Origin of the sequence: Allohahella sp. A8, assembly GCF_047946665.1 — a bacterium.
Lineage (GTDB): Bacteria > Pseudomonadota > Gammaproteobacteria > Pseudomonadales > Oleiphilaceae > Allohahella.
Genome location: NZ_CP172312.1, coordinates 3369986 through 3395460, shown reverse-complemented (window position 1 = coordinate 3395460; position 25475 = coordinate 3369986). Strand labels below are relative to the sequence as shown.

At 57.2% G+C, this 25475-nt stretch carries 16 protein-coding genes; 10 read left to right on the top strand and 6 right to left on the bottom strand.

Annotated features, from left to right (window positions below):
* Positions 1-183: 183 nt before the first annotated feature.
* Both edd and ACH3PB_RS15195 read left to right on the top strand, forming a co-directional pair.
* Complete coding sequence (gene edd, locus ACH3PB_RS15200; protein ID WP_416396215.1) at positions 184-2004, top strand: phosphogluconate dehydratase; 1821 nt, start codon at positions 184-186, stop codon at positions 2002-2004.
* Positions 2004-2969 carry a glucokinase gene (locus ACH3PB_RS15195; protein WP_416399471.1) on the top strand — a complete coding sequence of 322 codons (966 nt, stop codon included), beginning with the start codon at positions 2004-2006 and terminating at the stop codon, positions 2967-2969. Before edd ends, ACH3PB_RS15195 begins: the two co-directional genes overlap by 1 nt.
* Positions 2970-3013: 44 nt before the next feature.
* Here ACH3PB_RS15195 and ACH3PB_RS15190 read toward each other — a convergent pair whose 3' ends face one another.
* Together ACH3PB_RS15190 and ACH3PB_RS15185 are read right to left on the bottom strand one after the other, a co-directional pair.
* The gene (locus tag ACH3PB_RS15190) at positions 3014-3868 is read right to left on the bottom strand and encodes an aldo/keto reductase (RefSeq protein WP_416396213.1); all 855 of its coding nucleotides are present in this window, start codon (positions 3866-3868) and stop codon (positions 3014-3016) included.
* 35 nt (positions 3869-3903) lie between these two features.
* Positions 3904-6042, bottom strand: coding sequence for an alpha-amylase (locus ACH3PB_RS15185; protein WP_416396212.1), 2139 nt, complete (start codon positions 6040-6042; stop codon positions 3904-3906).
* Between the two features lie 307 nt (positions 6043-6349).
* Between ACH3PB_RS15185 and malE the strand changes: the two genes are divergently transcribed.
* From malE to malG, 3 genes are all read left to right on the top strand, one after another.
* Positions 6350-7543 carry a maltose/maltodextrin ABC transporter substrate-binding protein MalE gene (gene malE / locus ACH3PB_RS15180; protein ID WP_416396210.1) on the top strand — a complete coding sequence of 398 codons (1194 nt, stop codon included), beginning with the start codon at positions 6350-6352 and terminating at the stop codon, positions 7541-7543.
* 248 nt (positions 7544-7791) lie between these two features.
* On the top strand, positions 7792-9291 hold the full coding sequence (gene malF / locus ACH3PB_RS15175; protein WP_416396208.1) for a maltose ABC transporter permease MalF: 1500 nt from the start codon (positions 7792-7794) through the stop codon (positions 9289-9291).
* 10 nt (positions 9292-9301) lie between these two features.
* Positions 9302-10192 (top strand): maltose ABC transporter permease MalG, encoded by an 891-nt coding sequence (malG, locus tag ACH3PB_RS15170; protein WP_416396206.1) that lies wholly within the window; start codon positions 9302-9304, stop codon positions 10190-10192.
* 163 nt (positions 10193-10355) lie between these two features.
* Here malG and malK read toward each other — a convergent pair whose 3' ends face one another.
* The 3 genes from malK to malT form a co-directional block, all read right to left on the bottom strand.
* A complete protein-coding gene (malK, locus tag ACH3PB_RS15165; RefSeq protein ID WP_416396204.1) occupies positions 10356-11471 on the bottom strand; it encodes a maltose/maltodextrin ABC transporter ATP-binding protein MalK in 1116 nt (371 codons plus the stop codon).
* Between the two features lie 28 nt (positions 11472-11499).
* Positions 11500-13128 (bottom strand): alpha-glucosidase, encoded by a 1629-nt coding sequence (locus ACH3PB_RS15160; RefSeq protein ID WP_416396202.1) that lies wholly within the window; start codon positions 13126-13128, stop codon positions 11500-11502.
* A 138-nt stretch (positions 13129-13266) separates the two neighbouring features.
* Positions 13267-16023: an HTH-type transcriptional regulator MalT gene (gene malT, locus ACH3PB_RS15155; RefSeq protein WP_416396200.1), complete on the bottom strand. Its 2757-nt coding sequence runs from the start codon at positions 16021-16023 to the stop codon at positions 13267-13269.
* A 258-nt stretch (positions 16024-16281) separates the two neighbouring features.
* On the opposite strand from malT, the gene aceE reads away from it, so the two are divergent.
* The 5 genes from aceE (at position 16282) to ACH3PB_RS15130 (ending at position 22112) form a co-directional block, all read left to right on the top strand.
* On the top strand, positions 16282-18945 hold the full coding sequence (gene aceE / locus ACH3PB_RS15150; protein WP_416396198.1) for a pyruvate dehydrogenase (acetyl-transferring), homodimeric type: 2664 nt from the start codon (positions 16282-16284) through the stop codon (positions 18943-18945).
* A gap of 15 nt (positions 18946-18960) precedes the next feature.
* Positions 18961-20391, top strand: coding sequence for a 2-oxo acid dehydrogenase subunit E2 (locus tag ACH3PB_RS15145; protein WP_416396197.1), 1431 nt, complete (start codon positions 18961-18963; stop codon positions 20389-20391).
* Positions 20392-20530: 139 nt separating this feature from the next.
* On the top strand, positions 20531-20842 hold the full coding sequence (locus ACH3PB_RS15140) for a helix-turn-helix domain-containing protein (protein ID WP_416396196.1): 312 nt from the start codon (positions 20531-20533) through the stop codon (positions 20840-20842).
* Entirely contained in the window at positions 20839-21150 is a 312-nt protein-coding gene (locus tag ACH3PB_RS15135; protein ID WP_416396194.1) for a HipA N-terminal domain-containing protein, read from the top strand. Before ACH3PB_RS15140 ends, ACH3PB_RS15135 begins: the two co-directional genes overlap by 4 nt.
* 131 nt (positions 21151-21281) lie before the next feature.
* Positions 21282-22112, top strand: a complete 831-nt coding sequence (locus tag ACH3PB_RS15130) for a HipA domain-containing protein (RefSeq protein WP_416396192.1) — start codon at positions 21282-21284, stop codon at positions 22110-22112.
* A gap of 15 nt (positions 22113-22127) precedes the next feature.
* Here ACH3PB_RS15130 and ACH3PB_RS15125 read toward each other — a convergent pair whose 3' ends face one another.
* Complete coding sequence (locus ACH3PB_RS15125; RefSeq protein ID WP_416396190.1) at positions 22128-25334, bottom strand: PAS domain S-box protein; 3207 nt, start codon at positions 25332-25334, stop codon at positions 22128-22130.
* Positions 25335-25475: the final 141 nt, after the last annotated feature.

Genomic DNA, 25475 nt, shown 5'->3' with positions numbered 1-25475 from the left:
ATTGTTATTGGCTGTGTATTGGTTCTAGATATAGTAAATATAACAAACATAATTCCTATAGTGCAGCGTTTTTCGTGGAATGCTGCTTAAATTTAAGTAAAATAACTACCAAATAGTTTATTTGACGATCCCTGATCAGGCGGTGCCCGATCTGCTGTGGGGTCCAACACGAGGAAAGCTTTAATGAATCCAACCGTAGCCAGGGTCACAGCGCGCATCATCGAACGCAGCCGCGCCACCCGGACAGACTATCTCGAGCGAATGAGTCAGCTGCGCGAGCGCGGTCCACTTCGCGGCACCTTGTCCTGTGGCAACCTGGCTCACGGCTTCGCGGCCTGCGGTCAGGCCGACAAGGACACCCTCAAGCTGGTCAACAAGGCCAACGTCGGGATCGTGTCGGCCTATAACGACATGTTGTCCGCCCACCAGCCCTATGAAGGGTTTCCCGATATCATTCGCAAGGCTGCCAACGGCATGGGTTCAGTGGCACAGGTTGCCGGCGGTACGCCCGCCATGTGCGACGGCGTGACCCAGGGGCAACCAGGTATGGATCTGAGTCTGTTTTCTCGTGATGTGATTGCGATGAGCACTGCGGTGGCCCTGAGTCATAACATGTTCGACGCGGCACTGCTGCTGGGGATCTGTGACAAGATCGTACCGGGGCTATTGATCGGTGCGCTCAGTTTCGGACATCTCCCGGCCATACTCGTGCCGGCGGGCCCCATGGGCTCCGGACTACCTAACAAGGAAAAGCAGCGCATTCGACAACTCTATGCCGAGGGCAAGATCGGCAAGGACGAATTGCTCGAAGCGGAAAGCCAGTCCTATCACAGCGCAGGCACCTGCACCTTTTATGGCACCGCCAACAGCAATCAGATGCTGGTGGAGGTTATGGGCTTGCATTTGCCAGGCTCAGGTTTCGTCAATCCAGGGACGCCGCTGCGAGATGCGCTTACTGTGGCCGCAACTGAACAGGTTATTCGCCTGTCACAGCCTAATGGTGGCACCCAGGGGCTTTGTGACGTGGTCGCCGAAAAAAATATCGTCAACGCGCTGATTGCCCTGCTGGTGACCGGTGGGTCGACGAATCATACGATTCACTGGATTGCCATCGCCCGCGCGGCCGGCATCATCATCGATTGGAGTGACTTCGCAGAGCTCTCAGCGGCAGTGCCCTCGCTTACGAGGATTTACCCGAATGGCCAGGCTGATATCAATGCCTTTCATGAAGCAGGGGGCACCGGCTTCCTCATTCGTGAGCTACTCGAGGCAGGTCTGCTTCACAATGATGTCGAGACAGTCATCGGCCATGGGCTGGAGCGCTTTACCCGAATGCCGGCGCTTGATAACGACAAGCTGTACTGGGCGCCAGCACGACCAGTGAGCGGTGACCCAACCGTGCTCACGACAGTCACCGAAGCATTCGCACCAGAGGGTGGTCTGAAGCTGCTCGAAGGCAATCTGGGGCGTGGCGTTATCAAGGTCTCTGCGGTCGCCGAAGCCCATCAGGTGGTGGAGGCGCCGGCGGTGGTCTTCGATGACCAGAATGATCTCGCCGCGGCGTTCAAGTCTGGCGCACTGGACAAGGATTGCGTGGTCATCGTGCGCTTTCAGGGGCCAGTCGCCAATGGCATGCCTGAGCTACATCAGCTGACGCCGTACCTTGGTGTGCTGCAGGATCGTGGCTTCAAAGTGGCGTTGGTGACTGATGGTCGTATGTCCGGCGCATCTGGCAAGGTGCCCGCTGCCATCCATGTCTATCCTGAGGCTGCGAAGGGCGGGGCGCTCGCACGGGTGAAGAACGGCGACATTGTTCGTCTGGATGCCCACCGAGGTGAGCTGAGTGTGCTCGTGAGCGACGATGCCCTTTCGGACAGAACACCTGTCACGGCAGATCTGCAAGCTGCCCGGACTGGCTACGGTCGGGAGATGTTCGGCTGGATGCGCCGAGCCGCCAGTAGCCCGGAAGAGGGCGCGAGCTTCCTCTGGAATCACGACTCATGATGATCACGGAAGAGCTGGCACTGGTCGGCGATATTGGTGGCACCAACGCCAGGTTGGCGCTGGTGCGGGCTGGGGAAGTACAGCCGACAGCGGTGGAAATTTTGCCGTGCAGTGAATACGAGAATCTTGATGTGGCTGTGACGGATTACTTGCAAAGAGCCGGTGTCGACCGCGTCAGCAAGGCTTGCATCGCTGTGGCCTCGCCAGTGCGAGGCGGGCAAGTGCGAATGACCAATAATCACTGGCGCTTCTCCATCGAAGAGACACGCAACCACTTCGACTGGCGTGAGTTCAAGGTCCTCAATGATTTTACGGCGATGGCGCTTGGCGTGCCTCACGTGAAGCCGGAGCAGCTCACGAAGGTTTGTGGCGGCAGTGGCGATCCCGCGCGTGCGAAGCTGGTAATTGGGCCTGGTACAGGGCTCGGGGTGTCTGGGCTCGTGCCGATCAGGGAGGGTTGGGTGCCTCTGATGACCGAGGGCGGGCATGTGGATTTTGCCCCTGTCGACGACCGGGAAATGGCGGTGCTACGGATTTTGCGGGCGCGTTTCGGGCGAGTCTCGGTTGAACGCATCCTCTGCGGTCAGGGTCTGTTGAATCTCTATCAGGCACGTGCTGAAATCGAGGGTGTGGCCGCGCCACTGAACTCGCCCGAGCGCATTACTGCGGCTGCGCTCGAAGCCTCTGATGCGCTGGCGAGAGCAACCCTGCGACATTTCTGCGAAATTCTCGGGCGCGTAGCGGGTAATGCAGCGCTGACTATCGGGGCCTTGGGTGGCGTTTATCTCTGCGGCGGTATCGTGCCGCGGTTCGTTCAGTTTCTTGCTGAAAGTAATTTCCGAGCGGCTTTTGAAGACAAGGGTCGGATGCGCCCATTGATGCAATCGACGCCGGTCTTTGTAGTAACTGAGCCCTATACGGGTCTGCTTGGGGCTGCCGAAGCACTGCTCAACCAGGAGGTCTGACAGAGGCCCCGGTCCTGATCCTGAGCAGGCCCGGGGCCAGTACCTTAAGCTACTTCGTGACCTCGGGCGGCCTCCAGCAGGCTGAACCAGAGCTCTCTCGGCAACTGCTCGCCTTCGACACTCAGCGCTTCCTGGATTCGCTCTGTACGCATCGAGCCTAGCACCGGAATAGGTGCACCCGGTATGCGGCCTATCCAGGCTATCGCCAATGCGGTAGGCGACATGCCGGTTACCGCATGTGCATCGGCCAGCGCTCGTCCTATCCCGCCTTCGAGCAGGCGTCCAGCGGCCAGAGGCGACCACGCCAGCCAGCGTAGACCATCCCGCAACTGCGCTTCATGCGTACCGTCGAAAAGCGCCTCGGTGGCCAATAGTGACAGCTCACTCTGCTGGAAAAGCAGCGGCAGTGTCGTGTTGGCCTGTAGCCATCGCCACTGTTCCGGGAGGAAGTTGGACACCCCGATTCGCTTGATCTTGCCTGCAGACACCGCCTCTTCGAGCGCATGAGCCATGTCTTCAGTATCAGCCAGCGGATCGGGGCGGTGGATCAGGAAAGTATCTATCTGCTCCATCTTGAGCCTGCCAAGCGCATCGTCGATGCCCTTTCGCAGATGGAAGCCTGTGCCCCGATAGTGTTTGATGCGCCAGGGCGAGCTGTCGTGACTGGGAAGTATGATCGAGGCTTTCGTGATGACTCGCACTCGTTTCTTAAGGGCCGGATCCGCTTGCAAGGCTGCACCAAAGAGCAGTTCGCAGCGGCCATCGCCGTAGATGTCAGCATGATCGAAGGTGTCCAGGCCCTGATCAAGCCGTTCATTGATCCATCGTGCCAATGCTGTTGGCGAAGCGAGCTCTGGATAGTCGAACAGGCGCATCATGCCCATGATCAGCTTAGGCATGGTGGGTTCCTTGGCGGCCGTCTGCCGCGCGAAGCTCATTTCTGCGCCTCAGCAAAGGCCACCACGACTCGGTCGGCCCCTTCGGGTGTTTCGAGCGTACGGGCAAAGGTATAGGGCTGTTGGTCGAGCATCTTGTGTTCGCCTGCGCCAAGCGCTGGATGCCGGTCACGGAACTGACCCAGCTTGCGCCAGTGTTCGAGCAGCTCTTTTTTCTCGCCAGCCTCTATGGCTGCCCAGTTCATATCGGAGCGCGTGCCCTGGTGTGGGTCGGAACCTGTTGGCCCGAACTCGCGTCCGCTTTCGTCGCCGTAGTAGATCTGCACGGTGCCCGGCAGCAACAGCAGGGTTGATGCAGCTCGCTTCTGCAGGCGCGGATCGTCATGCATCTGGCTGAACAGACGGGTGTCGTGAGAGGAGAGATAACTCATCACGTTAAGGGGTTTGTCACCGTGCAGCTTCTGCGAATATTCGGCGAAGACGGGCTCCAGATTCGAAAGGCATCGAGCGCCATCGCGTGCACTCTCACTCTGGAAGTCGAAATTGATCACGGCGTCGAAGCCGCTCTGAAAATACTCACTGCGAGTGACCGAGTGCGGAAATACTTCTGCGACCATCCAGAAGTCCTTTGCAGGCAAGGGCTGATCCGGGTTGGCGGCCCGGTACTCATCCAGCGCCTGCTGCCCAGCCTTCTTGAGCCCCTGCCAGGCCTCCGGCTCTACATGCTTGACTGTGTCTACCCGGAAGCCATCGATGCCATAGCGGCGGACCCAGTCGGTCAGCCAGGTAGTGAGATAATCTCGAACGGTGGCATTCTCCAGCGTTCGTGCGCCGGTGTCGGCCTTGTTCTGCAGGAATACAGGCAGATCGACCGTCTTGTCTGCTTCGGTCTTGAAATCAGGCAAGAAGGCGAGGGAGCCGCGGCGCTCGTCCATGCGTACTGTCGGTGGATTGTCATAATCAGCAATACCGGCACGGACCCAGTCCTTGCCCCACCACTTGCTCCAGTCCGGGTGGTCGTAGTCGAGCAGGGCATGATAGGCGTGATAGTTCTCGTAGGACTGCGGTGCCCAGTCGCCCCAGTTTTTCGGCAGGTGCTGCGCAAAGCCATCCTGCAGCCCTCCATAGCCAAATGTCTGCATATCCTGCAGTGTGCTGTAGCCAGGGTGGTTCATGACCACATCGACCAGCACCCGGATGTCACGGTTGTGCGCTTCCTGGATCAGCGTTTTCAGTTCTGCCTCGGTACCGAAATTCTCGTCGAGACGGGTGAAGTCGAGACCATAGTAACCGTGGTAGGCGTAGTGCTTGAAGTCGCCGCGATCGCCGCCGCCTACCCAGCCATGTATTTGCTCGAAAGGTGGCGTGATCCAGACGGCATTGACGCCGAGTGCCTTGAGGTAGTCCAGCTTCTGCGTAAGGCCAGCCAGGTCACCGCCGTGAAAGGTGCCGATCTCTTCCTCGCCATCAGGCTTGCGGCCGTAGCTGTTATCGTTGTCTTGTCGGCCGTTGGCAAAACGATCAGTGACCACGAAGTAGACTGTCGCGCCTTTCCAGGTGAATGAGGCTGTGGTGTTATCGACGGGCTCCAGCAACAGCAAGCCTTCCGCCGATGCCGCTGGCGTCATGGTGACTTCACCGTCGACGACCTCGGCGCGAACGCCGGAGTAGAAATCGCGGACCCATTCACCGTCCTTGAAGACTTCTCCTACGGATACCGTGATTGGTGCCTCACTGGCCAGACAGATCCCATCATTCTTGATCGGGCTGTCGGTCGGCGGTGCTGGCGCTGCAACGACCTTGGCAGGTGCAGGTGTGACGCGAAAGTGCGGTTCTTCACCTTCATACACGCGAATCTGGTAGCGGCCATCACGCGGCAGGTCCAGCGTATAGGCACCAGTGAGGGTTTCAAAGGGTACCTTGACAAAGGGTTTAGCCGTCTTCGCCGGTCCCTGACTGTCACCACCGAAGTCAAGTGTGACCGAGCCTGCCGAGAATGTGCCCGTGGCGCGTCGTTCGTCGCCGCCGTCAGTGTACTCGAGCGGAATATTGCCCTGATCAGTGCTCGCGCTCACCCAGCGGGTAGGTGAAATGTCGGTACTGGCACAGGCGCTCAGGATGCCGAGCAGGGTCGCGAGCAGTAAGCTTAGAGGATAGTTGGATGCGGACGACAGCATGGGGTACGAGCTCCGGTTTTTATGGTTATGTCTGCCCTGAAGCCTTGATACATGGGCGCTGGACAAATGGATGCAGCCTGCATCAGAACAAAAAAATGGGGTATTGAGTAGGTGGAAATCGCTAGTGACACTACTCCCCCACTCTACGCCTCGGGTAATAAAATCAGGGCTGATGCGGTCTCGGCGCATTTCGCGGAGCATTCGGGGTATTCGCAGCAAATTTCAGCGTTCTGACCGGCATCTGTTCTAGCCAAGCGAGCGAGACAGGCCGAAAACAAGAATAAGCACTCATCAGAGGTACAGTCATATGACACCACGTTATTTCATCCGTAACACCATCGCAGCATCGCTGCTCACGCTTGGCGCTATCGCACCAGTTCATGCCGAAATCGAAGAGGGCAAGCTTGTCGTCTGGATCAACGGCGACAAAGGCTACAATGGTCTGCAGGAAGTCGGCGAGTGGTTTACCAAGGAAACCGGTATTCCTGTAGAAGTCGCCCATCCCGACAGCGCAACTGACAAGTTCCAGCAATCTGCTGCCACCGGTAATGGTCCGGACATCTTTATCTGGGCACACGATCGACTGGGTGAATGGGCCAAGAGTGGTTTGATCGCGCCACTGAGCCCGTCAAAGAGTGTTGAGGACCAGATCTTCGACTTCACCTGGGATGCTGTCTCTATCGACGGCAAGGTTTACGGCTACCCAATGGCGGTGGAGTCAATCGGTCTGATCTACAACAAGAAGCTGGTTGCCGAGGCGCCCAAGACCTTCGAAGAAATTCCTGCGCTGGATCAGAAGCTGGCGAAAGATGGCAAGAAGGCCATCCTCTGGGACTATAACAACACTTATTTCACCTGGCCCTTGCTGGCAGCTGATGGTGGCTACATCTTCAAGGAAACCGAGAAGGGCTATGACGTCAAGGACACTGGCGTCAACAACGAAGGCGCGAAAACTGGTGCCAAGGTCCTTGCAGATCTCATCGAGAAAGGCGTCATGCCACGCGGTGCCGATTACGGTGCCATGGACTCCCGCTTCAACAAGGGTGAACTGGCGCTCATGATCAGTGGACCATGGGCCTGGGCCAACCTTGAAAAGAGCGGCATCGACTTCGGTGTGACCACCTTGCCGACCATCAATGGCAAGGCGCCGAAGCCAATGGTCGGTGTCATGGCGGCAACGCTCAACGCGGCTAGTCCGAACCGGGATCTTGCAGTCGAATTCCTGGAGAACTACGCGCTCACCACGAAGGGTCTGAAAATGGTGAACGACGACGTACCGCTCGGTGCCGTTGCGAACAAGGCGCTGATGGAAGAGCTGTCGCAGAGCAATGCGCACATCAAGGCGACCTTCGAGAATGCCAAGCTCGGCGAGCCGATGCCTAATGTACCTGCAATGGGTGCTTTCTGGTCATCGATGGGACCTGCCCTGCAAAACATCACCGCCGGACGTCAGTCAGTCGATGATGCGCTCGATACCGCTGCAAAACGCATAACCCGCTAGGCTTCGCGCCAGCACCCTGTAGCTGAGGGAGGCGAGCCGGCACTATCCAGGTGCCGGCTCGCCATCTGCCGAAGGTCCAACCAGATCAATCTTCCCTGTTCACTGCCGATGTCCGCAAGGTGTGAGGCAGTGCGGTTCGGATACATCAAGCTCCCGCATCAGCCGTTAACAACGTACAATAAGTGGAGCAGTGCCTCACCATGTCTACCCAAGCGCTTTCCCCTTCGGACTTTGCCAGCAGGCCGACCATGAAGCGAAGCATTATCAAGTTTGGTGTCTCAGCCCTGATTATCGGGCTGGCGCTCTATCTTATCCTGGCGCTCTACGCCCAGGGTGAGTTCGTGTTTGCACTGTTGTTCCTGGTGCTGACTGGCTCCGCTGTGTTTGTGTTTTTCGACAAGCGGCTCTACGCCCACCGATATATCTATCCGTCTCTGGCGGGGATGACCCTGTTCGTCATATTCCCCTTGCTCTATACGGTTGGTATCGGTTTTACCAATTTCAGTGCGGATAACCTGCTGAGTCATGAGCGAGTACAGCAAAGCCTGCTCAGCCGGACTTATGAATCGGAAGCCGTCCGCTACAAGTATCAGCTTTTCGAGCAGCCGGAAGGCTATGTCGTCTATCTGGATGCACCGACGCAGACGCTCCGCTCAGCGCCCTTCTCGCTGGACGCGACCGAAAAGCTTGAGCCAGTTCCTGTTACGGCAACCACGGACCAGCCGGTTGGTGAAGCATTGCCACTGCGCGATGTTATCAAGCTGCGGAAGGCGCTGGGTAAGGTGGTATTGGCCACCGAGGACGGCCGCGAACTGAGACAGGCGAATCTGCGTGCCTTTGCGGCCGTGCACCCGCTCTACAGCCTTGCGGGCGGTGAGCAGCTGGTGAATAACCGTACCGGCGTCACTTATTATCCCAATCACGACACTGGTTTTTACCAAAGCGCGGAGGGCGACAGGCTAACACCCGGCTGGTCCGTCACCATTGGTTTCGCCAATTATCTTCAGGTGCTGACTGATCCCGGTATCCGTGACCCCTTCCTGCAGATCTTCCTGTGGACGATCGTTTTCGCAGTGGCGACAGTCGTCTTCACACTGCTGCTGGGGCTGCTGCTGGCGAATCTGCTGCAGTGGGACCAAATAAAGGGTAAGGCCTTCTATCGCACGATGTTCATTCTGCCGTATGCGGTACCTGCCTTTATCTCGATTCTGGTATTCAAGGGCCTGTTCAACCAGAACTTCGGTGAAATCAACCTTATACTGGAGAACGTGTTCGGCATTCGCCCAGACTGGTTCAGCGATCCTACGCTCGCCCGTACGATGATTCTCATCGTCAACACCTGGCTGGGCTATCCCTACATGATGCTGCTGACCATGGGTCTGCTGCAGTCCATTCCGCGAGATCTCTATGAGGCTTCAGCAATGGACGGCGCAGGGCCACTCAGCAATCTGCTCAATGTCACCTTTCCATTGATCATCAAGCCGCTGGTACCTCTGCTGGTGGCGAGCTTTGCGTTCAACTTCAACAACTTCGTGCTGATAGCGCTGTTGACGGGCGGGGCGCCAGATATTATCGGTGCGGGTACGCCGGCTGGTACGACCGACCTGCTGGTGAGCTACACCTACCGGATTGCCTTCCAGGATTCCGGGCAGAACTTTGGTCTGGCTGCAGCCATCGCAACGATCATCTTCCTGCTGGTGGGGGCCTTGTCGCTACTCAACCTGAAACTGTCCAAGATCAAGGTGTAAGGAGTCCACTATGGCCATGGTTCAACCGCCCTCAACGAAATACCGGGTCTGGGCATCCCACTTAGGCATGCTGTGCTTCATAGCCATCATCCTGTTCCCCCTGCTGATGGTCATCTCGATCTCGTTCCGCAGCGGTAACTTTGCAACCGGCAGCCTGCTGCCGGAAAATCCTTCGCTGGAGCACTGGTCTCTGGCCTTGGGCATCCCCTATACCGAAGATAACGGAGTGGTGCGTCAGCCGCCGTTCCCGGTGTTGTTGTGGCTGTGGAACTCGATCAAGATCGCAGTGGTCTCCTCTATCCTGATCCTTCTGCTTTCGACAACCAGCGCCTACGCCTTCGCACGCATGCGTTTCGCCGGCAAGAGCTTCATTCTTAAGTCGATGCTGATTCTGCAGATGTTCCCGCCGGTGCTGACCCTGGTCGCGCTGTACGCCCTGTTCAACCAGATTGGCAACCATGTGAGTTGGCTGGGACTGAACACGCATGGCGCGGTCATCGTCGCCTCGCTTGGGGGGATGGCGCTGCATATCTGGACCATCAAGGGTTATTTCGATTCGGTAGATCGTTCACTCGAGGAAGCGGCAGTAGTCGATGGTGCCTCACCGTGGCAGGCGTTCCGATACATTCTGTTGCCCTTGTCGGTGCCGATTCTGATGGTGGTCTTCATACTGGCGTTCATCATGACCATTATGGAATACCCGATGGCTTCCATCCTGTTGGTCGATACCAACAAGCTCACGCTGGCGGTGGGGGCGCAGCAGTATCTGTATGAACAGAATTATCTGTGGGGCGATTTCGCTGCCGCGGCGGTGCTTTCAGGCCTGCCGATAACGCTGGTGTTCCTGTATTGCCAAAAGTGGATCGTTGGTGGGCTTACTGCTGGTGGGGTGAAGGGCTAGCCAGTTCGCCGATCCAGGGCGGCATCCGTCGCCCTTTTCCTTTCTCTCTCGTCCTGCACAAGCTCATCCCGCCTTTCAGTAAAACCACCAAAACTCGCAGGCAAAAAAAAGGTGATGGTCACAGGACCATCACCATAAGCTCACCGCCTGAACAAGCTCAAACTCAAAGATCTACGCAGGGCTCCTTGTACAGACGGTGACAGGCATTTCCATCTTCCCGGAACAAATGACACTGACGGGCGCTGAGCCCCAGGGCGAGGCTTTCGCCTTCCTGCACGGGGTTGCCGCCGCTCGTACGCATCGTCAACACTGAATCAATGCCTTCAACATCCAGGTGCACCAGGGTCTGATAGCCAAGTCGCTCAACGACGGTCACCATCCCGTTAAAAACCAGCTCAGCCTCGTCTGCCGAAGTAAAATGCTCCGGGCGAATACCGAGCGTCAGTCTTTCGCCAGTCGTGACTTCCGAACCGTTCACAGCCAGCTTCAGGCTCATTCCGCCGGGCAGATTGATGGTCACGTGCTGGCTGTCGCTATCGAGCGCGGTGCAGGGAATGAAGTTCATTTTCGGTGAGCCGATGAAACCAGCTACGAACTTCGTAGCAGGGTAATGGTAGAGCTCCAGCGGCTTGCCGATTTGCGCGATACAACCCTGATCCAGTGCGACGATCTTGTCCGCCATGGTCATGGCTTCGACCTGATCGTGCGTAACGTAGATCATGGTGGCGCCAAGACGCTTGTGCAGCTTCGAAATTTCGATACGCATCTGCACGCGCAGCGAGGCGTCGAGGTTGGACAAGGGCTCGTCGAACAGGAAGACCTTGGGCTCACGCACAATGGTGCGACCGATGGCCACACGCTGGCGCTGACCACCGGAGAGATCCTTTGGCTTACGCTCGAGCAGTGGCTCCAGCTGCAACAGCCTGGCCGCTTCCGTAACGCGCCGATCGATTTCCTTTTTGTCCGTCTTCGCGAGCTTCAGACCAAAGGCCATGTTCTCTGCGACGTTCATGTGGGGATACAGCGCGTAGGACTGGAACACCATCCCGACTTCCCGATCCTTCGGCGCCAGATGATTGACCTTGCGATCACCGATGAACAGGTCGCCATCGCTGATCTCCTCGAGCCCGGCAATCATCCGCAAGAGCGTGGATTTTCCGCAGCCGGAGGGGCCGACGAAGACGACGAATTCGCCGTCTTTCACTTCCATGCTCACGTTCCTGGTGACTTCGGCATCGCCGTAGCACTTGAATATATTCCTTAGGGTGACGCTGGCCATATTCGTGATTCTCGCTCTGGTGACTCTTTTAGGCTCTGGTGCCGCGTACGGCAGCGATGCTCACGCCATGCGCTGGTAGACGAACCTGACCCTCTTGCCATTCGCCGGACTCGACGCTTGGGCCATCGGCTATCGTGCTGACGTTCTGGCTTACCGGTATGGTGACCGGTTTGGCGCTCATGTTCAGCGCAATCAGCAGATGCTGGTCGCCCATTGTACGGCTGTAAAGCAAGGTATCGGCTGGGCTATCGTGGAATTCGATGTCGCCCACGGTAAGCGCAGGTTGACGGCTTCGCCAGGCCATGAACTCACGGTAAGCCTGAAGTACAGACGTCTCGGTAGCTTCCTGAACATGAACCGCCGCGCTGTAGTGCGCATGGTGCACCGGCAGCCAGGGCTTGTTGTTGGAGAACCCTGCGTTGATGAGATCTGGTTGCCAGACCATTGGTGTGCGGCAGCCGTCGCGACCTTTGAATTCTGGCCAGAAATTGATGCCATATGGATCGACGAGATCCTTGAAGGTGAGCTCGGCTTCCGTCAGACCCAGCTCTTCACCCTGGTAGATACAGACACTGCCGCGGAGGGTAAGCAGCAGGGTCATGTAGAGTTTGATATGCACATCTGACTGTGCCTGCCAGCGAGAAGCGACCCGCTCCACGTCATGGTTGCCGATTGCCCAGCAAGGCCAGCCATCACTCATCTTCGACTCGATGCCTTCGACCGTCCTGCGGATGAACTCGGCGCTGTGCTGCTCAGTCAGCAGATCGAATGAATACGCCATGTGGAGCTTGTCACCATCAGCGGTGTAGTCAGCCATGACCTGAAGGGAGTTGTCATCACCGATCTCGCCCACGGTAGTGGTGCCCGGGAACTCTTCCAGCAGCGCGCGGAAGCGCTTGAGGAAAGCCAGGTTTTCAGGGCGCGTCTTGTCGTAGACATGGCTCTGGTAGGCGTAGGGATTTTCCTTGCGCACGCCCATGGAGCCATCTTTAGCTTCTTCGCGAGCTGGATTGTCCCGCAGTTGCTGATCATGGAAACAGAAGTTGATAGCGTCGAGACGAAAGCCGTCTACTCCACGCTCGAGCCAGTACCGAACATCGGCCAATACCTGCTCGACGACCTCCGGGTTATGGAAGTTGAGATCAGGCTGGCTGGCGAGGAAATTGTGCAGGTAATACTGCTTGCGTCGGCTATCCCAGGCCCAGGCGGAGCCGCCAAAGACCGAGAGCCAGTTGTTCGGTGGCGAACCATCGGCCTTGGGGTCAGCCCAGACATACCAGTCGGCTTTCGGATTGGTCCGGTTCAGGCGGCTCTCCGCAAACCAGTGATGCTGATCTGACGAATGGCTCAACACCTGGTCGATCATGATCTTCAGGCCGCGCTTGTGCGCTTCAGCCAGCAGCGTATCGAAATCTTCCAGGGTGCCGAAGATGGGGTCGACACCGCGATAGTCGGAGACATCGTAGCCGAAGTCCTTCATCGGTGAAGTAAAAAAGGGCGACAACCAGATGGCATCGACATTGAGGCTGGCAATATAGTCCAGCTTCGCCGTGACACCTGGCAGGTCGCCAATACCATCACCATTGGAATCGTAATAACTTCGGGGATAAACCTGGTAAATGACCGCGCCGCGCCACCAGTTGGGATTCTTTTGCATCTTGCCTCTCTTGTCCCGCGCCGGAAGCGACAGGCTTGTTTTTATGAGTGCTTCGATGGTGAGCCTTGGCGAGCCCGAGTTCATCCTCCTGCCGTGGTTTTTGCTGGCGTAGAGGGGGGGAGGGTGGGGAGGGGGGTGTTACTCCCCCTGTATCTTGCTCAGTAGATCACGCGCCAGTTCGATCGCTTCAGAGCGTTTGGTGATGTTCTGCTTCTGGTACAGACTACGGATGTGCGTTTTGACCGTGGTACCCGCAACCTTCAGCTGTTCTGCGATCTGATCGTTCGATAGCCCGGCGTGAATCAGGCTGAGAATCTGCCATTCACGACGTGTAAGTGGTGAGGTGCGGATAAGCTCCGGCACATCTGGACGATTGATGATGTCCTGGATGATGGCTTCGTCCAGGGTGATGCGGATCGACTTGCTGAAGTCCCGCTGCTGCTTGGCCAACTGGATGAGGCGTTCGGCCCGCTGCAGCTCCATGCCCTCAATACGCTGCTCGTTGATCAGCGCCTTCAGGATTACGATCAGCACCTTGCCCATGCGCAGGAAACTACCCACGGCACCTGTCGTGCTGGCAAGCCTGAGGGCTCGAGTAAGGTGATACTGGGCTTGCTCACGATCTTCCTTCTGCCAGTGCAGTTGGGCCAGGGCGATGTGATTGCGGTTGAGGTCAGTCTGCAAGCCAAAGCGCTCGGCGACCTTTTGCAGCCCTTCAAGTATCGGCTGAGCCTTATCGAGCTGGCCCAGGCTGATATAGGCCCGTGCCCAGTTGCGCGCATTGCACTGCTGAAAGTGATTGGTGGCTGTTTCGACTGTATACGCCGGCGCAATCGTGAGCCAGCGCTGAACCGATTCGGTATCTCTCACAGCCTCCCAGAACGCCAGCATGGTGGTGTGGGCATTGGCGAGCCAGTCGAGGTGATAGTCGCCACAGGCCAGCATCTTCTGGATTTTCTGTACATAGTCGGCCGACAGGCTTTGACGCCCTCGTGACTGCGCTACTTTTGCCAGTGAAATATAGCTCTGCACGTACCAGCGCTCACCCTGCGCTTCGAGTATTTCAATGCCTTTCAAGGCACCGCTCTCAGCGTTGTCCAATAGGTGCCATTCCCACATGATCTGGCTACGGATGCGGTGCAGGAACTCTAGTATGGGCAGCTGATAGAGTTGGTAGTCCTCCACATACTGGAATGCGCGATCCTGAATGTTATACGCCTTCTGCAGAAAGCCCTGCGCCACGCTGATCTCCGACTGCTGACAGAGTGCCCACAAGACGTTCTGATGCGCGCCATGCGCACGCGCCATCTGCTCGGTTTCCTGCATCCGCACCAGCGCATCCTTGAGATGGCCCTGAACAAAGAGCGCTTCGCCCATGACCGACGCAGCGGCTACCTTCGAGGTTGGCAAATAGCGTGCTTCATGATCCAGCGCTTCATTGGCCAGCGCCAGTGCGCGAGAGGAATCACCATAGTTCATGGCGACCTGTGCCCGCACTGCACTGAATTCGCAATGCATGGTACGCAGATCGTCGGCACTGAGATTTTCCTGCAGCTTTGCTTCAGCGGCCGCCAACCAGGTTTCGACCTCGTCGAACTTGTACTGGCTCTGCGCGACCCAGGCTCTTAGCAGCGTGAGAATGGGTTCGTTGGCTACGATGCTGCGGTCGAGTGCATCAAGACAGCGCTGCAGCATCGTGAACTGACCCTGGGTAAAGAAGTCTCGGCCCTGTTTCAGGAGAATATGCGTTATCCGGCCCGCGTCTCCGGCAATAACGGCATGACGAGCGGCGTCCTCGTATTGCTCCAGTTCGAGCCAGGCATCACTGGCACGCTGGTGCAGGTGAGGGACTTGCTCGTGGGTCGAACAGCTCAGCAGATGGCGCAGATAGGTCGCGAACAACGGGTGGTAGCGGAACCAGAGTCCACTGCTATCCAGCGGAATCACGAAGAGGCCAAGATTCAACAAACTACTCAGCAAGGCCTGGCCATCGTTGTCATCGGTCACTCGCATGACCATGAAGGCATTGAAACGATCCAGGATGCTGGTGCGCAGCAGGAAGGTACGCTGCTCTGGTGACAGGCTGGAGCGCAGCAGCTCGTCGAAGTAGTCAAAGAGATGCTGCGTGCCTTCCTGCAGCTGCTCGACGAAATTGTTGAAATCGATACTGGTCGGTGCACTACTGGCGAGCAGCTGCAGCGCGGATACCCAGCCTTCCACCCGTCTGACTGCCCTTTCTATGCTTTCTCTCGACACTTCATATCGCAGACGCTGTTCAAAATAGGTCTGGGCTTCATCAGCAGAGAAAGCAAGGTCGCGGGCGTTCAGCTCGAGCATGCGGCCCTGCATGCGCAGCTGTGCAGTGCCAATGGGTGGGAGTGTTCTCGTCAGCATCACCAGCGTGACGTACGCGGGCAAATGGCGCAGCAGAAAACGGACCGCCTGATGAACTTCCTGATTGTTGATGAGGTGATAGTCGTCCAGCACCAGATACAGCGGCGCACTATCCAGCGGCAGTTCAGCAAGCAGCTCTGTGAGAAAAGCTTGAATACTGTCGAAACCCGTCGAAGCCAATGTTTCGAGCGTGGACTGACAGATACCCGGCCTGCAGTTGTCCAGTGCCTGCGCAAGGTAGGCGGCAAACTGACTGACGTTGTTGTCCTGGGCATCGAGGCGGTACCAGGCGGCATCGGCGTCGAGCGCTGCGAGTCGCTCGGCCATCGTCGTCGTCTTGCCATAACCAGACGGCGCATGGACGAGTATCAGCCCAACCGGCTCCGTCTCGTGCAGCTGGTCGGTGAACTTTTCCCGCGACAGCAGTCCGGTAGGCGGTGTCGGCGGTGAAATCTTGGCGCCAATCAATGTTCGGCGGCCTGGCTGGATCGTTGTCGTCATAGGCACATCACGGTAAATCATGTTGTAAACTTTAGTAAATAAAGTCTATTATCCCGCACACAATGAACGAATATTGGTAAGTTTACTACGCGGATTGTTAGACATGTCTGCCAAGCTAGCTTAAATCCCCCCTTTTTTGAATGCGCATCGTTTGAAGATGGGAGCTCTGGCACACCAGTAACGGCATTTCCGCCAAGCCCGGCTTGTCCAATCGATGGAGTGGGCCACCTGTCAAATTTGAATGGAGGTAAACAGCGGATGCATCATGATATAGACCCTACGGAAACCCGTGAATGGCTTGAATCGCTGGACTCGGTCATGGGTGCCGAGGGCGTGGAGCGCGCCGCCTATCTGCTGGAGCGTATGGCCGAGCAGGCCAGTCGCGAAGGCACCGCGCTGCCTTACAGCGTGAACACTCCCTATCGCAATACAATACCGGCTAGCCGTGAAGCGAGAATGCCGGGCGATCTGTTCATGGAGCGACGCATTCGTTCCCTGATTCGGTGGAACGCGCTGGTCATGGTCATACGCGCCAATCGACGCGAAGGTGATCTTGGTGGACATATCTCGTCATTTTCCTCCATTGCAACCCTGCTCGATGTCGGCTTCAACTACTTTTTTCGTGGCAGCGACGACAAGCGCGAAGGCGACCTGATCTACTTCCAGGGCCACTCCTCTCCCGGACTGTACGCCCGTTCCTTCCTTGAAGGCAATCTCACTGAAACCCAGATGGATAATTTCAGGCGGGAGGTCGATGGCAACGGTTTGTCATCGTATCCCCATCCGTGGCTGATGCCCGACTACTGGCAGTTCCCGACCGTCTCCATGGGTCTGGGGCCAATTCAGGCGATCTACCAGGCGCACGTCATGAAGTACCTCGACAGTCGTGAGCTGGTGCCGAGAGACGAGCGCAAGGTGTGGTGCTACGTCGGCGATGGCGAATGCGATGAGCCGGAATCCCTCGGCGCAATTGGCCTGGCTGGTCGTGAAAAGCTCGACAATCTCATCTTCGTGGTCAACTGCAACCTGCAACGGCTCGACGGGCCTGTCCGCGGTAACGGCAAGATCATTCAGGAGCTCGAGGGTGTGTTCCGTGGCGCCGGCTGGAACGTGATCAAGGTCGTCTGGGGGCGGCTGTGGGACCCGCTCTTCGAAACCGACACCGAAGGTCGCATGCAGCGCATCATGGACGAGACCGTCGATGGCCAGATGCAGAATTTCAAATCGAACGGCGGTGGCTTCGTTCGCAAGCATTTCTTCGGTCAGGATCCGGAAGTGCTGAAGATGGTCGAGCACCTGTCTGATGAAGACATCTATAACCTCAACCGTGGCGGTCACGATCCCTACAAGGTCTACGCCGCCTACCATGCTGCGGTCAACCATAAGGGCCAGCCGACAGTCATTCTTGCGCATACCATCAAGGGTTACGGCTTTGGCGACCAGGGTCAGGCACAGAACACGTCGCACCAGCTGAAGAAGCTCGATATCGAAGGCATCAAGGCCTTCCGTGATCGCTTCGGTGTGCCAGTGCCGGATGAGGATCTGGAATCGCTGCCGTACTATCGGCCAGCGCCCGACTCACCCGAAATGCGCTATATGCGCCAGAAGCGTGACGCCCTGGGTGGCAGTGTGCCGCGTCGCCGCAAGGACAGCCAGCCACTGGCGATTCCGCCCCTCTCCACGTTCAAAGCCCAGCTTGAGGGCAGTGGAGACCGTGAGCTTTCGACCACCATGGCCTTTGTGCGTCAACTCGGCACCCTGGTGAAAGACAAGCAGATCGGCCGGCGAGTCGTGCCCATCGTGCCCGACGAGGCACGCACCTTCGGCATGGACGGCATGTTCCGCCAGCTTGGCATCTACACCGCCGAAGGCCAGAAGTACACACCGAACGATCACAGTCAGCTGATGTACTACAAGGAAAGCCAGCAAGGGCAGATTCTCGAGGAAGGCATCAACGAAGCAGGTGCCATGTCAGCGTGGATCGCAGCTGCGACCTCTTACAGCACAAACGATTACCCGCTCATCCCGTTCTACATCTTTTACTCGATGTTCGGTTTTCAACGCGTCGGTGACCTGTGCTGGGCGGCTGGTGACATGCGTTCGCGGGGCTTCCTGCTGGGCGGCACCGCCGGACGAACCACGCTGAATGGTGAAGGTCTGCAGCATCAGGATGGTCATAGCCACCTGTTGTCTGCGACGGTGCCGAATTGTGTGTCCTACGATCCGACCTTCGGGTACGAGGTCGCCGTCATCGTCCACGACGGGCTTAAGCGCATGTATCAGAACAACGAGAGCGTGTACTACTACATCACCCTGATGAACGAAAATTATGTTCACCCGGCCATGCCTGAGGGTGTGGAAGAAGGCATCCTCAAGGGAATCTATCGTCTTCAGAATCACGAGGTGGAATCTGACTCACAACCGGCGCCACGCGTTCAGCTGTTAGGCAGTGGCACGATTCTGAATGAAGTGAGGGCCGCTGCCGTCATGCTACAGGAAGAGCATGGTGTTTCCAGTGATGTCTGGAGCGTTACCAGCTTCACTGAGCTCGCTCGTGATGGTCAGCACACGGAACGCTGGAACCGCCTGCACCCACAGGCCCAGCCTCGCGTCAGCTATCTCACCAGCTGCCTTGAGAATGCGGAAGGACCAGTAATTGCCTCGACTGACTATATGCGCCTGTTCGCTGACCAGGTCAGGTCGCTGATACCGGCGGACTATACCGTGCTCGGGACCGATGGCTTCGGCCGCAGTGATACCCGCGAAAAACTGCGCAGCCACTTCGAGGTCGACCGCTTTCATGTCGTGGTTGCTGCCCTGGGTGCACTGGCACGGCAGGGCAAAATTGAGACATCAGTCGTGAGTGATGCCATTACGAAGTACGGCATCGACGCCGACAAACCCAACCCAGCAATCAGCTAAGCGAGGCGTGTAAGGATGAACACAGAAAGTATTCGCGTACCCGACCTTGGTGGTGCTGCTGAGGTCGAGATCATCGAGATCAGCGTCAAGGCGGGCGACATGATCGATGCCGAAGACGCCATTCTGGTACTGGAGTCCGACAAGGCAACGATGGAATTGCCTTCACCGAGGGCAGGGAAGATCGTCGAGCTGACGGTGTCCGTCGGAGACAAGGTCAGTGAAGGCGATGTGATTGGATCAATGGAGGCTGGCGACGCTGATCAAGCCGACGAGGTTGCCGACGACGGAGAGGCGAAAAATGGAAAGTCCCAAGGTGAAGACGCCACTGCAAGCGGCAGCGGTGAAGCCGCTGCCAAATCCGAAGCTCAGCCGAGTGCGGAGTCAGGCGCGCAATCCAGCCCCAGCACTGAATCGAAAGCTGAAGCCGAATCGAAGCCCGGCGGCAAGGCCGAGGCACACGCCGCGCCTGTAAATACGGAGTCGAATGCCAGGCATGCGCCAGCTGCCGCAGCGTCTGCCGATCAGGAAGCTGGCAGCGCACAGGTTCATGCTGGACCGGCCGTGCGCAAGCTGGCCAGGGAACTCGGCGTCGAGCTCAATCGGGTAAAAGGCTCCGGTCCCAAGAATCGTATTACCAAGGACGACCTGCAGGGCTACATCAAGCAGCAGCTGCAGACTGCACAAGGTGGTGCGGCCTCAGGTGGGGGCGGGGCGCTGCCAGCCGTGAAACTACCCGACTTCAGCCAGTTCGGTGAAGTCGAGCGCAGCGCCATGAGCCGCCTGCAAAACCTGACCGCAGAGAGCATGCAACGCAGCTGGCTCAACGTGCCGCACGTGACCCAGTTCGACGAAGCGGACATCACCGATCTCGAAGATTTCCGCAAAGCCCAGAAAGCGGCTGGTGAAGCGAAGGGTCTGAAGCTCACGCCACTGCCGTTCATTCTCAAGGCCTGCGCCTATGCGCTCAAAGCTCAGCCTGCATTTAACGTATCGCTGGATATGGACAGACGAGAAGTGGTGCAGAAGCGCTATGTTCATATAGGTCTGGCTGTAGACACACCTGCCGGTCTGGTCGTACCCGTCATTCGCGATGTCGATCGTAAAGGCATCTGGGAGCTGGCCCGCGAGGCCCAGGAGCTCGCCGCGAAAGCGAGGGACAAGCAACTGAAACCTGCAGAAATGCAGGGTGGCTGCTTTACCATCACCAGTCTTGGCGGTATCGGCGGCACGGCCTTTACACCGATCGTCAACACGCCTGAGGTGGCGATTCTCGGGGTATCTCGTGCGGCGATGAAGCCTGTCTGGGATGGCAAGGCTTTCCAGCCTCGGCTGATGCTGCCGCTGTCGCTGTCTTATGATCACCGGGCGGTTAATGGAGCGGATGCTGCGAAGTTTACGAGCCTGTTGAGTCGGCTGCTGGGGGATTTGCGGGAGTTGATGTTGTAGTTATTGGGCTCAGTAAACTGATCATAGCGTGGTATTACGGCTTGCATGATAATCATACTGATTGATTAGTGCTGAATTTTCGCTATAGTGAAATTTGCGGAGGTTATTCCGTTAATTATTCATTATATTGAGCCTGGCGATGACAAACAGCCTTCAGACCAAGCAGTCAATCAAGCAGGCCCTAGATCAGCAGATCTCTGCACTTGCAGCGCTGTCCCAGAGGGTAGAGCGTTCGAACCTTCCGGATCTAACAGCGTTGGACGATCTGCCCGCCGTGTTAGTAGCACGTAGACGTGCAATGGGTCTCTCAGTGCCAGACCTCGCGGAACTGGCGTCCATTTCAGCCAATACCTATAGGGCCATGGAGCGTGAGGGTGCTAACCCGAGCCTCCAGACCCTCATGGCTGTCTGCGCAGTATTGAATCTCAAGCTCTGGATCGAGTCGGCGTGAAAGCGTTCGTGCGAATGCATGGAGAGCTTGCCGGTGTACTGGCGAGAAGCAACGGCAGTATTTCCTTCCAATATGATCCTGATTACCTGGCCAAGGGTCTGCCACCAGTCAGTCTCAGTCTTCCATTGCAGGCGCAACCCTATATCGACAAGCGCCTTCCGCCATATTTCGAAGGGCTGGTCAGCGAAGGCTGGTTGAGACGGATTCAGGCAAAAGAGCAGCGCATCGATCCCGAGGATCATTTCGCGCTGTTGGTTCACAATGGCCGAGACCTGCCCGGGGCGATTACCATCGAGCTTGCTGAATGAACTGCTTAATCTGTCTAAAGCCACTTGCGACACCTACAGCGGAATATCATCCGGCTTGCAAAAAGCGCCTGTTCGGTAGCGCCCCGGTACAACTGCAGCTGGCGCAAAGTCGTCAGGATCTGGTGCAAGGCATGCCTAAGAAAACCACAGGTTTCAGTATTAGTGGCGTGCAGATCAAGGCTCAGGCAGCAATTCTCGAAAACCAGTTACAACTGGTTGATCACGATGGGGAGTTCATCATCAAGCCCAGCCCGGAAGAATACCCCGGTGTCAGTGAGAACGAACACCTGACACTGACCTTGATGACAAAGCTTGGGTACCCGGTTCCAGCGTGCGGGCTGATCTCGCTCAGTGATGGGCACAAGGTGTTTATAATCCGCCGCTACGACCGCAGCAGTGCCGGCAAGATCCATCAGGAAGATGCCATGCAGGCAATGGGATTGGGCAACGAGGTCGACGCATCAAAATATACTGCCGGTTCTTATCTCGACGTGCTGAAATTTGCCCGCTCACATGGCGGACCTGCGGTCTGTCGGGATTTGCTCTCAAGACTGATATTCAGCTATGTGGTCGGTAATAATGATCATCACCTCAAGAATATCAGTTTCCTGCCAGCGTCTCCCTTTGGTCTGGCACCTGCCTATGATGTTCTGAACGCACAGATCCACGCGAGCGACTCTACCAGTATGGCGCTACGCTTTTATCCGAGAGGACATTTACCGTTCGATGAGCCCGCCTATTTCCGTGAAATGGGTAACGGTCACTATTCCGGAGGCGACTTCATCGAGCTGGGTCGAGCAGCGGGCCTGCCGGAGAAAGCTATCAGCACGCTTATCCGGAAGCTTTGTGTCGAGGTCGAGAAGCATGCGCGCCGGCTGGTGGAAGCAAGCTTTCTCACGGGGGAGATGAAGGTTACCTATCTGAAGCTGGTATCAGAGCGCCTTAACTTCCTCGCGATATAGCTTGCATCGCCGGCTTTAGCCTGGCTGCGCCAGCGCGTAGCCATCCCGCCCCTTGGCCTTGGCTTCATACAGCGCTTCATCGGCTCTGGCCACCAGCGTCGCCTCTTCTATGTCAGTGCCATAGGCGAAAGCGATACCGATACTGGTGGTAACGGTCGTTGTCTTGCCGAGCACGTCGAAGGACGCTCGCATGGCCTGAACAATTTTCTCGGCAACAAGCATTGCGTCGGTCGGGGGCACCACATTCTCCAGAATGATCGTAAATTCGTCACCTGCGAATCTGGCTACGGTATCAGTCGCCCTTACGCAGGCTTTGAGGCGTCGCGCAAACTCGGTCAACACGGCATCGCCTCCGCTATGACCCAGGCTATCGTTGATGCGCTTGAAATGGTCGACGTCGAGAATCATCAGTACCACTGGTGTGCCAGCCCTTGTGCCACGTAGAGTGGCTGCACTGAACGCCTCACCAAAGGCGCGTCTGTTCGGCAGGCCTGTCAGCGTGTCCTGCCTTGCCAGCGATTGCAGCTGTTGCTCGTGTAACCTTTCAGATGTGATATCCGTGGTCATGATATAGACGCCACGGATAACATCGTCCTTCATATCGGGAATACCGACCAGCCTGGCTACGCGTTGCTCGCCATCAACACGCATTTCGGCGTCAAAGCGAATGTGCTCACCCGCGAGGTTCTTCTGCAGCTGCTCACGAACCACCGGGTAGAATTCTGGCCCCAATATGTCGCTCACGGATTTCCCGATCATCTGTTCAGGCGAAACCCCAAACCAGGTCTCGTAGGTAGCATTGGCGAAGCGGTAGATTTCCTCGCGATCGATGTAGGCAATCAGTACTGGTAAATTATCGGTGATGGTGCGCAGTCGTTCCTCGCTTTCCGCAAGCCGCAGCTCGCCGGTCTTCCTATCCGTCATATCGAAGGCAAGCGCATAGAAGCCATCTGGCTCCCCTGCTGAGTCGAACTGAGGAATGTACATCGCCTGGAAGTGCCGTATCGAATCCTTCAACCTGACCGTATCATCGAACCCGACTTTCTTCCCTGCGCGGGCAGCGGCAATCTGAGGCGCAAATTTTCCATATCTTTCGGGGCCGTAAGCGTTGGCCACTGTCTCGCCGACGAGCGCCTCAGGCGTTCGACCAAACAATCCGGCTCCACGTGAGTTGAGAAACGTGAATCGTTCATCCCTGTCGACCTGTCCGATAAGCGCTGGAATGTTTTCAGTAATGGCACGGAGGCGTTCTTCATTTCTTGCCAGCTCACGGGCACTTTCCTTGAGAGCCGTGATGTCCTGCATGGCCACTACGGCACCGAGCTGATCGCCAGCGTCGTTCATCATTGCCCTGGCGCTGGCTAGCAGGAATCGCGGTGCCTGATCAGGATCTGCACGTACCGCTATCTCAGCGGACTGCACGATTTCACCCTTGAGCGCCCGGTAGAGGGGTATCTCCTCCTTCTGCAATAGTGTTTCCGCGTCTGCGTGATAGAGGCTGAACTCGCGTGCCCATTCGGCATCCGGTACCTCCTGAGGGTTCTGGCCATGCAGATTGCGTGCAGCACGATTGAAAAGCACCAGCTTCCCTGCGGAGTTGCACGCCACGACACCCACTTCAATGGTTTCAAGCACAGCATTCAGTAGTGAACGCTCGCGCGCCAGCGCATCCTCCGCATGTTTTCGAGCAGAGATGTCCTGAATGAAAGTGCCAAAGCTGTACTGTCTGGACGACTCGATCAGACCTATCGTCATCTCGACCGGGAACTCTTCGCCGTTACGTCGCAATGCGAATAACTGAAGGCGCTGACCGATCACACCTGTTTTCGAGGCAGGCGTAAAATGCCGCATACCTCTTGCATGTGCTTCACGGAATCGAGGCGGGATGATGGATGAAGACACAGGTGCACCCAGGATTTCAGCCTTGCTCCACCCAAACATCACTTCAGCCTGTCTGTTCCAGTCAGTGATGATGCCTGCACTGTCGACGCCAATGAACGCATCGAGGGCGGTATCGATCACCGCGCGGATATGGGCTTCGCTTTCAGTCAAAGCTTCTACCATGTCCGCCAGCTCAGTAGTTCGCTGCTGTACACGGGTTTCCAGATTCGCATTCAGCTCTAGCTGCTGCTGCTCCTTGTCGGCCAGTTTCTTGAGCAGACCGTTCAAGGCACCAGTGAGGGTGGCTACCTCGCGCGGACTGCCTGGAAAGGTCACTATTGTCTTGTCTCTTCCCGACTCTATGGCGTGTGCAGAGGCGGCAATCTTGCGAAGTGGACGAGTCAGGCGCCGCGCGAGCAGCAGCACGAGGGTCGAAAAGACGAGCGCTGCAATCAGGCCACCAGAAAGCAGCGAGCGCTGTAGTTCGAACACGGGCGAGAAAGCCGTATCCTGAAGCTGTCGAACGAGCACGATCCAGCCAAAGCCAGGGTAATTTCGATAGCCCTGACTCTCACTGTATCCCACGACGTAAGGTTCGCCATCGGGCCACTCTTCATTCGTGAATCCTCCTTGGCCCGAGCGCGCACGCTGAACGCTCGGTAGTAGCAATTTTTTACCAAGCAGCTCATCGGGCCCCAGCAGCACTTCGCCGTCGTTGGAGAGAATAAGCGCTTCGCTATCGAAGCTTGCCCGCAGGGTCCGCAAGACCGAGTCTTCAACCTCTTTGGCCCATTGCCAACTCAAGTGAGCGCCCAGTACACCTCGAGGCTCGCCCGACTCGTCGTGGATGGGGAAGGCTACATCGAAGAATCGTTTCGGTTCATTCGTCGGGTTAGGCAGCAGCTGGGCCAGCAGCACCGCGTCATGGACATCTGCAAGGTAGATCCCGTTCAGTGCGTTCGAAAACCATGGACGGGATGAGACATCGGCCCCCTGCAGGATGCCCCCTGTAGAAGCCACCACCGTTCCCTGCATATCGGTGACACCAAGCCAGGCATAGAAGGGATAGGTTTCCTGTAGCACGTCCAGCACAGCCTGCAGTGACGGTTGATCCATCGAGACGCCAGGCTGCGACAATCGCTCGGCCAGCAACTGCATCTCGCGATAGCGCTCGAACATGCCACGGTCCAGCTTGTCGGTGGTCTGATACGCGAGCTCATGAAGCTGCATGCCGACATTTTCGCGCGCTCGCTCGAGTGTACCGCCGCCAACGAAGTGGACGAGAGCAAGCGTAAAGATCAAGGTGAGTCCGGCCGTGAGCGCAGCCAGCTGCTGTCCCAATCCGAACCTCCCGAAAATGCCCACTATGCTAGATCCCCCGAGTATTGTTGCGATATCTGCTATCAGCGTAGCAGAGTCTTCTCCGGCTGGGTCGATAGGGGCGATGTCAGTCGCTGGGAGACAGCTATGGGGGGAAGAGCT

Bases quoted from the DNA above. Each gene is read 5' to 3' on its own strand.
- edd (WP_416396215.1), top strand. From the start codon at position 184: ATGAATCCAACCGTAGCCAGGGTCACAGCGCGCATCATCGAACGCAGC.
- ACH3PB_RS15195 (WP_416399471.1), top strand. From the start codon at position 2,004: ATGATCACGGAAGAGCTGGCACTGGTCGGCGATATTGGTGGCACCAAC.
- ACH3PB_RS15190 (WP_416396213.1), bottom strand. From the start codon at position 3,868: ATGCCTAAGCTGATCATGGGCATGATGCGCCTGTTCGACTATCCAGAG.
- ACH3PB_RS15185 (WP_416396212.1), bottom strand. From the start codon at position 6,042: ATGCTGTCGTCCGCATCCAACTATCCTCTAAGCTTACTGCTCGCGACC.
- malE (WP_416396210.1), top strand. From the start codon at position 6,350: ATGACACCACGTTATTTCATCCGTAACACCATCGCAGCATCGCTGCTC.
- malF (WP_416396208.1), top strand. From the start codon at position 7,792: ATGAAGCGAAGCATTATCAAGTTTGGTGTCTCAGCCCTGATTATCGGG.
- malG (WP_416396206.1), top strand. From the start codon at position 9,302: ATGGCCATGGTTCAACCGCCCTCAACGAAATACCGGGTCTGGGCATCC.
- malK (WP_416396204.1), bottom strand. From the start codon at position 11,471: ATGGCCAGCGTCACCCTAAGGAATATATTCAAGTGCTACGGCGATGCC.
- ACH3PB_RS15160 (WP_416396202.1), bottom strand. From the start codon at position 13,128: ATGCAAAAGAATCCCAACTGGTGGCGCGGCGCGGTCATTTACCAGGTT.
- malT (WP_416396200.1), bottom strand. From the start codon at position 16,023: ATGACGACAACGATCCAGCCAGGCCGCCGAACATTGATTGGCGCCAAG.
- aceE (WP_416396198.1), top strand. From the start codon at position 16,282: ATGCATCATGATATAGACCCTACGGAAACCCGTGAATGGCTTGAATCG.
- ACH3PB_RS15145 (WP_416396197.1), top strand. From the start codon at position 18,961: ATGAACACAGAAAGTATTCGCGTACCCGACCTTGGTGGTGCTGCTGAG.
- ACH3PB_RS15140 (WP_416396196.1), top strand. From the start codon at position 20,531: ATGACAAACAGCCTTCAGACCAAGCAGTCAATCAAGCAGGCCCTAGAT.
- ACH3PB_RS15130 (WP_416396192.1), top strand. From the start codon at position 21,282: ATGCCTAAGAAAACCACAGGTTTCAGTATTAGTGGCGTGCAGATCAAG.